An 8,806-nucleotide genomic window follows, 5' to 3' on the forward strand; every position below is an offset into this window, starting at 1 on the left:
GCAGCGCGAGGAACCCGATGATCGAGACCTCGCTGACGCGTCCGGGCCGCAGGAACCGCAGGTACAGACCCATGAGCAGCGCGATCGGGATGGTGCAGCCCACCGAGAACACGCCCCACGGGCTGTCCGCGAGCGCGTTCACGCACACGAGCGCGAGCACGGCCAGGACGATCATCAGCATGACGAACACGACGACGATCGCGACGGTCCCGCCGAACCTGCCGATCTCGTCGCGCGCCATCTGCCCGAGCGAACGCCCGCCGCGCCTCATCGAGTAGAACAGCACGAGCATGTCCTGGACCCCGCCGGCGACCACGACGCCGAAGATGATCCACAGCGTCCCGGGCAGGTAGCCCATCTGCGCGGCGAGCACCGGCCCGACGAGCGGACCCGCCCCCGCGATCGCGGCGAAGTGGTGGCCGTACAGGACGCGCCGGTCGGTGGGGTCGAAGTCGCGGCCGTTGTTGATGCGCTCGGCCGGGGTCGCGCGCGTGTCGTCGGGCCGCATGATCCGGCGCTGCACGTACAGCGCGTAGAACCGATACGCGATCGCGTACGTCGCCACGGCGGTCACGACGAACCAGATCGTGTTGACCTCTTCGCCGCGGATGATCGCGAGCATCGTCCAGCCGGTCGCGCCGACCAGCGAGATCACGACCCACAGCGCGACCTTCCCGGGTGTCCAGCGTGGCTTCTCGACCACCCCGACCGGAACCCCCGTGTCGTCCCGCAGGACCTCCGCGGCTTCCTCGTCGGTGTACTCGGGCAGGTTCTGCGTCGTGGTCGTCATGGTGGCAGCTCCATCGGTGCGCAGGTGGGACTCCGCCATGCTCACGCCACGACGCGCGCACGGCGACTGGACCCGTGTCCGACTTGGGCGCTGGGTCAGACCCCGGCGGGAGCGGGTCCCGGCGCCCCTGGGCCGTCCGACGTCTCCTCGTCGTTCTCCCGGCGCCCGCCGCAGGTGTGCTGGGCGCGCGCGGCGAGGCTAGGTCGCGCGCCACCGGCGGCGATACAGCGCCGATACAGCCGCGGGTGTGCCGGGGTCCGTCACGTCGGCCGCCCCGACGCAGTCCCGGGCGACCAGAGCAGTGCCGTCAGGCCGGCACGGGCTCGCGCGGCACCTCGGCGGCGTCCAGGAGCTCGAGCAGCGCGAGCGCCGCGGGGCTCGCCGGCGTGGCATGCACCGCGGAGACGATCCACTGCGGCTCGGCCTCGGGGACCATGCGGACGGTGGTCAGCCGCGCGGCCTGGGGCTTGGCGGCGATGTGCTCGGGCACCAGCGCGACGCCCATGCCCCGGTCGACGAGCTCGAGCAGCGTGTGGATGTCGTCGACCGTGCACCGCACGCGCCGGTGCACGCCGCGGGCCGCGAACGCGGCGTCGTTGAGCGAGCGCACGCCCCACGAGGGGTGGAAGTCGACGAAGTCGGTGTCGGCGAGCTCGGGCCAGTCGATGCGTCCGGCCGTGGCGAGCGGGTGCTCGGGCGGGCACACGAGCACCACGGGGCGCTGGCCGAGCACGGTCCGCGCGGTGGCCCCGAGGTGGTCGGTCGTCGCGACGAAGGCGATGTCGAGCGCGCCCGCCCGCACCTGCGTGGCGAGCGCGTGCGAGCCGCCCTGCGTGAAGTCGATGTCGACCTGCGGGTATCGCCGCTGCAGCCGCGACAGCAGCGCGGGGACGTCGACCATCCCGAGGCACTGCTCGGCGCCGACGCGCAGGCGGCCCGACAGCTCGCTCGTCGCGCGCACGACGGCGTCGCGCCCGGCGACCGCCTCGGCGAGCATCGTGCGGGCGTGCGGGAGCAGGGCGCGGCACGCGTCGGTGGGCTCGACGCGACGCGTGGTGCGCAGGAACAGCGGCGTGCCGAGCTCGTCCTCCAGGCTGCGGATCGCGGCCGAGAGCCCAGACTGGGAGACGCCCGCGATCGCGGCGGCCCGGGTGAAGTGCTGCTCGTCGGCGAGCGCGACGAGGTACTCCATCTGACGCAGATCCATTGATCGACTCCGGTGGTGAATGGCATCGCTTGTAGTTGTTGGACTTCTTGATCAAGCGTACCTACGGTCGGAGCCACACCACGAGAGAAGTGAGACAGACGTGCAGCAGCGCACCCTCGGCCCCCGCACCGTCTCGGCGATCGGCCTCGGCGGCATGCCGATGTCCATCGAGGGCCGGCCCGACGAGGCCCGTTCCGTCGCCACGATCCACGCCGCGCTCGACGCGGGCGTGACCCTGATCGACACCGCGGACGCCTACCACCTGCTCGCCGACGAGGTCGGGCACAACGAGGAGCTCATCGCCGCGGCCCTGCGCTCCTTCGGTGGCGACACGTCCGACGTGCTCGTCGCGACCAAGGGCGGCCACATGCGCCCGGGCGACGGCACCTGGACGCAGGACGGACGCCCCGAGTACCTCAAGGAGGCCGCGAAGGCCTCCGCCAAGCGCCTCGGCGTCGAGGCGATCGGCCTCTACCAGTTCCACCGCCCCGACCCCCGCGTGCCGTACGCGGACTCGGTCGGCGCGATCCGCGACCTGCTCGACGAGGGCGTCATCGAGCTCGCGGGCATCTCCAACGCGAACGTCGAGCAGATCGACCTGGCCAACGAGATCCTCGGCGGACGCCTCGTCTCGGTGCAGAACCAGTTCTCGCCCGCGTTCCGGTCGTCGCAGGGCGAGCTCGAGCACTGCGCCGCGCTCGGCATCGCGTTCCTGCCGTGGAGCCCGCTCGGCGGCATCAGCCGCGCAGGCGAGGTCGGAGGGCGGCACTCGGCGTTCCAGGAGGTCGCCGACGCCCACGGCGTGAGCCCGCAGCAAGTGACGCTCGCGTGGGAGCTCGCGCTCGCGCCCGTCGTCATCCCGATCCCCGGCTCGTCGCGCCCCGCGACCATCCAGGACTCGCTGCGCGCCGCCGAGCTGACCCTGACCGACGACGAGATCGCGGCCCTGTCCGCGCTCGCGCACTGACCTGAGCAGGTGAGCTGACCGTGAAGCGTTTCACCCTGGCCGGGACCGACATCGAGGCCCCCGAGGTCGTCCTCGGGCTCATGCGGATCGCGGACAAGTCCGACGACGAGATCCGCGAGCTCGTGCGCACCGCGCGCGACGCGGGCATCGACTTCGTCGACCACGCCGACATCTACGGCGGCGAGGTCCACACGTGCGAGCGCCGGTTCGCCGAGGCGATGGCGCTGACGCCGTCGCAGCGCGACGAGCTGACGATCCAGACCAAGGCCGGGATCGTCACCGACGGGCCGTACTTCGACTTCTCCTACGAGCACCTCATGGAGACGGTCGAGGGCTCGTTGCGTGCGCTGGGCACCGACCGGATCGACATCCTGCTCCTGCACCGGCCCGACGCGCTCGTCGAGCCCGAGGAGGTCGCGCGCGCGTTCGACGAGCTCGAGGCCGCGGGCAAGGTCCGGCACTTCGGCGTCTCGAACCACACGCCGCGCCAGATCGACCTGCTCCGCACGTCCGTGCGTCAGCCGCTCGTCGCCAACCAGGTGCAGCTGTCGATCACGCACTCCCCGCTCGTCGCGCAGGGCGTCGCGGGCAACATGCAGGGGCTCGACCAGTCGATCGTCCGCGACGGCGGCGGCCTGCTCGACTACTGCCGCCTGAACGAGATCGCGATCCAGGCGTGGTCGCCGTTCCAGGCCGGGTTCTTCGACGGGGTGTTCCTCGACGCGGACCGCTACCCCGAGCTCAACGCCGTGATCGACCGGCTCGCGGCGCAGTACGACGTCGAGCCGCTCGCGATCGCCACCGCGTGGATCACCCGGATCCCCGGCCGCACGCAGGTGGTGCTCGGCACGACGACACCGTCGCGCGTCACCGCGGCGGCCGCCGGCTCCGACCTGACCCTCACACGCCCGGAGTGGTACGAGCTGCTCCGCGCCGCCGGCTACGTCGTCCCCTGACCCCGGCCCCCTCCCCCTCCTCACCCCGAACCCCTCCCGCGACCCAGCGCCTGCTCCGGCTCCCACGGCCTCTCCCCTGAGTAGGCGCTGGGTCGCGGGGGGTTGTGGGTGCTCGGGCCTACTGTCGCGGCGTGACCGAGCCTCCGACGTCGACCGTTCCCGCTGATCAGCCCGCTGCTCGCCGGCCTGCCGCTCGTCGGCCTGATGCTGGTCGGCCTCGTGCTCGTCGGCCTGATGCTGGTGGGCTTCCCGCTCGTCGAGCTGCTGGAGGTCGGCCGGCGGAGGGTCTGATCGCAGGTGTGTCGTCCGACCGTCCCTCGGTCGGGCTGAGCGTCGCCGTCGGCGGCAGCGGGCTCGAGCCGGACGCGGGCGCGACGGGACTGGCCGACGTCCGCACCGGCCGGCCGCTGCGGCCAGGGACGCTCCTGCACGCGTGCTCGATGAGCAAGCTCGTCGCGGCCGTCGCGGTGCTGCGGCTCGCCGAGCTCGGGACGGTGGATCTGCACGCCGACGTCGAGCGGCACCTCGACGCACCCCTCGCACGCTCCGACGACGACCCCGCCCGCCCCGTCACGCTGGCGCACCTGCTCTCGCACCAGGCCGGGTTCGTCGACCCCGACGCCGCGGGCGAGCCGGTCGCACCGGGGCCAGCGCCGGACCTCGCCGCGCTCGTGCGCACCGGGCTCGGCACCACCACCGGGCTCGGCACCACCACCGGGCTCGGCGCCAGCACTGGGCCCGGCACCACCGGCCCGGCTCCCGTCACCGTCCCGCCCGGTGAGGGCTTCGCGTACTCCGACGTGGGCTACTGGGTCGTCGAGCACGTCGTGGCGCGCGCGACCGGACGGCCGTACGCGGACGTCGTCGACGACCTGGTGCTGGCGCCGCTCGGCCTGACCGGTCCGGCAGCCGGGCCGGGTGCGAGCACGGCGTGGGCCTACGTCGACGCCGGTGCGGGCGGGCGAGCCGAGCGGGTCGTCGACGATCTCGCCGCGGTCGGGCACACCACGTCCGGTGGCGTCGTGGCCGGCGACCGGGCGGTGTACCGCGGGCTCGCCGCTGCGGGGCTCTGGGCGACGCCCACGGCTCTCGCGCTCCTGCTCACCGACCTCGTGGACTCGTGGCACGGGTCGTCGGACGGCGTCCTGACGCCCACGAGCGCGCGCACCCTGTGGTCCGCGCCGGGACCGACGAGCTATGCGGCGCTCGGCGCGTTCCTCCTGCGGCACGGGACCGAGACGGTCGTCCAGACGCACGGCTGGGGTGCGGGGTTCCAGGCGGTCGCGCGCGCGCACCTCGACCGGCGCTCCGTCGTCGTCGCGATGATGTGCTCCGACCCGGGCACGGACCAGGACGGCTCGGCGGTCGGCGCGGTCGCCGACGCATGCACCGAGCACGGGTAGTCACCGACCGATACGCCGCGTGGTCCGCCTCGCGCGGGTACGAACGGGTGACGAGGTCAGGCGGGGAGCGTCGCGGCGATCGCGGCGATCTCGATGAGGGCGCCCGGGACGCCGAGGCCCGCGACGCGCGCGGCGATCACGAGCGGTGGCGCGCCGCCCGCGGCGAGTCGCGGTGCGATCGCGCCGTACGCGGCTCCCAGGTCCGCGTCCTCGTGGATGAGCACGGTCCACTGGACGACGTCGGCGAGCGTGGCACCCGCCGCCTCGAGCGCGGTGCTCGCGTTGTCGAGCGCCCGGACCGACTGCTCGGCGACGTCGTCGGAGACGATCGCGCCGTTCTCGTCGACGCCGTCCTGGCCCCCGACGTAGATCGTCGTCGCCCCCGCGGGCACGACGGCGACGTGACTGAAGGCCGGGCTCACGACGAGCCCGGCCGGCTGCAGCTTCGTGATCTCCATCCGGCCACGGTCCCACCGGCCACCGACACCGGCACGGGGGGAGCCACGGGGACGACGAAGGGCGGACGCGGCACACCGCACGGTGCCGCGTCCGCCCCCGTCTAGCTCGGCGAGGTCAGGAGGCCGAGCAGCTGATCGACGGCCAGGTCCAGTTGCCGCCGTGGTTCACGGTGAAGCCGAAGCTGGTCGACTGCCCGCTGCCGAGCGCGCCACCCGTCACGACCATCGTGCGCTGGGCCGGCCAGCTCGCCTGGGCTCCCCAGACGGCGCTGATGAGCTGCGGGTTCTGCAGCTGGACGGTGGCGGTCCACGAGCTGATGTTGCCGTTCGCGCGGATCGTCACGTTGCCGTTGAAGCGGTCGTTCCACTTCTGGCCCTCGGAGTAGCTGGCGGTGCAGCTGCCGCCACCGGTGGGCGGGGGCGTCGTCGGGTTCGTCGTCGGGTTGCTGGTGGGGTTGCCCGTCGGGTTCTGCGTCGGGTTGCCCGTCGTCTCGCCCGGCACCGGCGTGCCGCCCGAGTTCAGCTGGTTCAGGACGCTGGTGTACGCCTGCTTCTTGTTGCCCGAGCCGTCGAACAGCAGCGGCGTGCCCGAGGCGCGCCACGAGTCGCTGTCCCGCACGCCCCAGACCGTGATGCCGGTGCAGCGCGCGACCGAGAGGCACGCCTGCACGACACCCTGGTACTGCTGGGCCTGCGAGCTGCCCGAGCCCTCGATGTCGAGCTCGGTGATCTGCACGTCGACGCCCAGGTTGGCGAAGTTGCGCAGCGTGGTGTCGTAGTTCGACGGCACCGGGTTGCCCGAGTTGAAGTGCGCCTGGAAGCCGACGCAGTCGATCGGCACGCCGCGCGACTTGAAGTCGCGAACCATGTTGTAGACGCCCTGCGTCTTGGCGTGCGACCAGTTGTCGGTGTTGTAGTCGTTGTAGCAGAGCTTGGCGCCCGGGTCGGCGGCGCGCGCGGCGCGGAACGCGGCCTCGATCCAGTCGTTGCCGGTGCGCTGCAGGTTGGAGTCGCGGCGCGCGCCCGACGAGCCGTCGGCGAACGCCTCGTTCACGACGTCCCACGCGTAGATCTTGCCCTTGTAGTGGGTCGCGACCTGCGTGACGTGGTTGAGCATCGCGTTGCGCAGCGACGTGCCGGACATGTTCTGCATCCAGCCCGGCTGCTGCGAGTGCCAGGCGAGCGCGTGGCCGCGGACCTGCTTGCCGTTGTTGCGCGCCCAGTTGACGATCTGGTCGCCGCTGGAGTAGTTGAACTGGTTCTGGTTCGGCTCCGTGGCGTCCATCTTCATCTCGTTCTCGGCCGTGATCATGTTGAACTCACGGTTCGCGATACCCGAGTAGGTGCCGTCGTTGAGCCGGCTCGCGGCGATCGCCGTGCCGAAGTAGCGGCCGGTCTCCTTCGCGGCGGCCTGCAGCGTGCTGCCGGCGGCCTGCGCCGGGATGGCAAGCGTGACAGCGATCGCGGCCGCGGCGAATCCGCCGACGACTGCCACCATGCGGCGGCTGTCCGTACGACGGTGGCGGTGACGTGGGGTCGTCATCGATCCCTCCTTGATCGTGGGTGTACGCCGGTCAGCATTGCCCGGCACGTCACCTTTCGCCCGGTCCGGGAGACCCGTCAAGACCCGGGCGAGTGCTGATAGTTTCGGACCCGGTTCCGAAGCGTTTTGTCACACTTTAGAGTGACATTCATCGGTGTAGAACGTCACCCGAAGGTAGGATGCTCCCGACTTGAGCCCTGTCTGCGCACTGTCCGGATTCTTCCGGTTCCGCAACTATCGGGCAGGCGGTGCAGTGATTCGGAACCGCTCCCGGCGGCTCGCGGCTCAGCGCGCTCAGGCCTGGACGTCGACGCGGTGCACCTCGAGCACGACGCGGTGCTCCTCGAGCACCGGGACGAGCGCACCCACGAACACCCCCGTGCGCAGCCACACCGGCCCGCCGTCGCCCACGTCGAACCGGGGAGAGGTGAGGATCGGCAGCTGCGGGTCCGGCTCGTGCGTCGCGGTGTTGGTCACGACGACCACCGAGCCGTCCGCCAGCCGGAGCTCGTACCGCGCCCACAGCTCGACCGAGCCGTCGGCGTGCTCGAGGTTCCAGTCCGCGCCGCCGGGCAGCACCTCGCCGTCGAGGCCGTCGCGGACGGTGCCGCCGACCAACGGGATCACGCGGCGTCGTCCGGTCGGCGTCAGGCCCACGTCGCGGACCTCGCCCAGGAGCGCCTCGATGGTGAGCACGTGCGTGCCCGTCAGCCTCACGGCGCTCCCTCGTCGACCAGCACGCGCCGCACGAACCGGGCCATCTGCTGCCACGCCGCGAGCGCGTGCTCCTGCGGCCCCTGGTGGGTGAACGCGTGGCCGCAGCCCGGGAACGCGGTGTGCTCGGTCGCGACGCCCGCGGCCCGCAGCCGCGCCGCGAAGAGGTCGCCGTCGTCCCGCAGGAAGTCCAGCTCGGCCGTGAGCACGAGCGTCGGCGGCAGGCCGCTCAGGTCGGCCGCGAGCACGGGCGAGGCGAGCTCGTCCGTGCCCTGCGCGGGGTCCGGCAGGTACCACGCGTTGAAGCGCGCACCGATCTCGGCGAACTCCGTCGTGCCGGGGTCCGCGCGCATCGCGTCCGTGAGCTTGGTGCCCGGCGGCGAGGCCAGGTCGAGGGGCGCGTAGTCGACGACGAGCCCGCGCAGCGCGGGCCGGCCCGACCGGCGGGCCAGGAGCGCGCACGCCGCGGCGAGGTTCCCGCCCGCGCTGTGCCCGCCGACCGCGAGGCGCGAGCCGTCCAGCCCGTGCTCGGCGCCGTGCGCCTCGAGCCAGACGAGCAGGTCGTACACCTGGTGCACCGCCGCGGGGTACGGGTGCTCGGGCGCCAGGACGTAGTCGACGTTGATCACTGCGCAGCCGGAGACGTCCGCGAGCAGCCGGCAGTACGGGTCGTCGTCGCGCCAGTCACCCAGGACGAACCCGCCGCCGTGCAGGTTCACGAACACGGCGGGGACCTCGGGGCCGTCCGGCGGCCGGTAGACCATGAGG

The 8,806-nt window shown here is 72.6% G+C and carries 9 protein-coding genes; 3 read left to right on the plus strand and 6 right to left on the minus strand.

Going from position 1 to position 8,806, the window contains the following annotated elements; translation table 11 throughout:
* Both CWIS_RS19225 and CWIS_RS03890 read right to left on the minus strand, forming a co-directional pair.
* On the minus strand, positions 1–790 hold a 790-nt coding region (locus tag CWIS_RS19225), incomplete at its 3' end, for a carbon starvation CstA family protein (protein WP_304413434.1).
* A 307-nt stretch (positions 791–1,097) separates the two neighbouring features.
* A complete protein-coding gene (locus CWIS_RS03890) occupies positions 1,098–1,997 on the minus strand; it encodes a LysR family transcriptional regulator (protein WP_048341933.1) in 900 nt (299 codons plus the stop codon).
* A gap of 100 nt (positions 1,998–2,097) precedes the next feature.
* Between CWIS_RS03890 and CWIS_RS03895 the strand changes: the two genes are divergently transcribed.
* The 3 genes from CWIS_RS03895 (at position 2,098) to CWIS_RS03905 (ending at position 5,323) form a co-directional block, all read left to right on the plus strand.
* Complete coding sequence (locus CWIS_RS03895; RefSeq protein WP_048341934.1) at positions 2,098–2,964, plus strand: aldo/keto reductase; 867 nt, start codon at positions 2,098–2,100, stop codon at positions 2,962–2,964.
* 20 nt (positions 2,965–2,984) lie between these two features.
* A complete protein-coding gene (locus CWIS_RS03900; RefSeq protein ID WP_048341935.1) occupies positions 2,985–3,920 on the plus strand; it encodes an aldo/keto reductase family oxidoreductase in 936 nt (311 codons plus the stop codon).
* Positions 3,921–4,219: 299 nt separating this feature from the next.
* Entirely contained in the window at positions 4,220–5,323 is a 1,104-nt protein-coding gene (locus CWIS_RS03905) for a serine hydrolase (RefSeq protein ID WP_048341936.1), read from the plus strand.
* Between the two features lie 56 nt (positions 5,324–5,379).
* Here CWIS_RS03905 and CWIS_RS03910 read toward each other — a convergent pair whose 3' ends face one another.
* The 4 genes from CWIS_RS03910 to CWIS_RS03925 form a co-directional block, all read right to left on the minus strand.
* Entirely contained in the window at positions 5,380–5,781 is a 402-nt protein-coding gene (locus CWIS_RS03910) for a RidA family protein (RefSeq protein ID WP_048341937.1), read from the minus strand.
* A 115-nt stretch (positions 5,782–5,896) separates the two neighbouring features.
* The gene (locus CWIS_RS03915) at positions 5,897–7,324 is read right to left on the minus strand and encodes an endo-1,4-beta-xylanase (protein WP_048341938.1); all 1,428 of its coding nucleotides are present in this window, start codon (positions 7,322–7,324) and stop codon (positions 5,897–5,899) included.
* Positions 7,325–7,618: 294 nt separating this feature from the next.
* Complete coding sequence (locus tag CWIS_RS03920; RefSeq protein WP_048341939.1) at positions 7,619–8,041, minus strand: DUF3237 family protein; 423 nt, start codon at positions 8,039–8,041, stop codon at positions 7,619–7,621.
* Positions 8,038–8,806 (minus strand): alpha/beta hydrolase (locus tag CWIS_RS03925; protein ID WP_197080750.1); only part of this gene is annotated, 769 nt, incomplete at its 5' end. The genes CWIS_RS03925 and CWIS_RS03920, both read right to left, overlap by 4 nt.

It is taken from the genome of Cellulomonas sp. A375-1, assembly GCF_001040865.1.
GTDB classification, from domain to species: Bacteria; Actinomycetota; Actinomycetes; order Actinomycetales; family Cellulomonadaceae; genus Cellulomonas; species Cellulomonas gelida.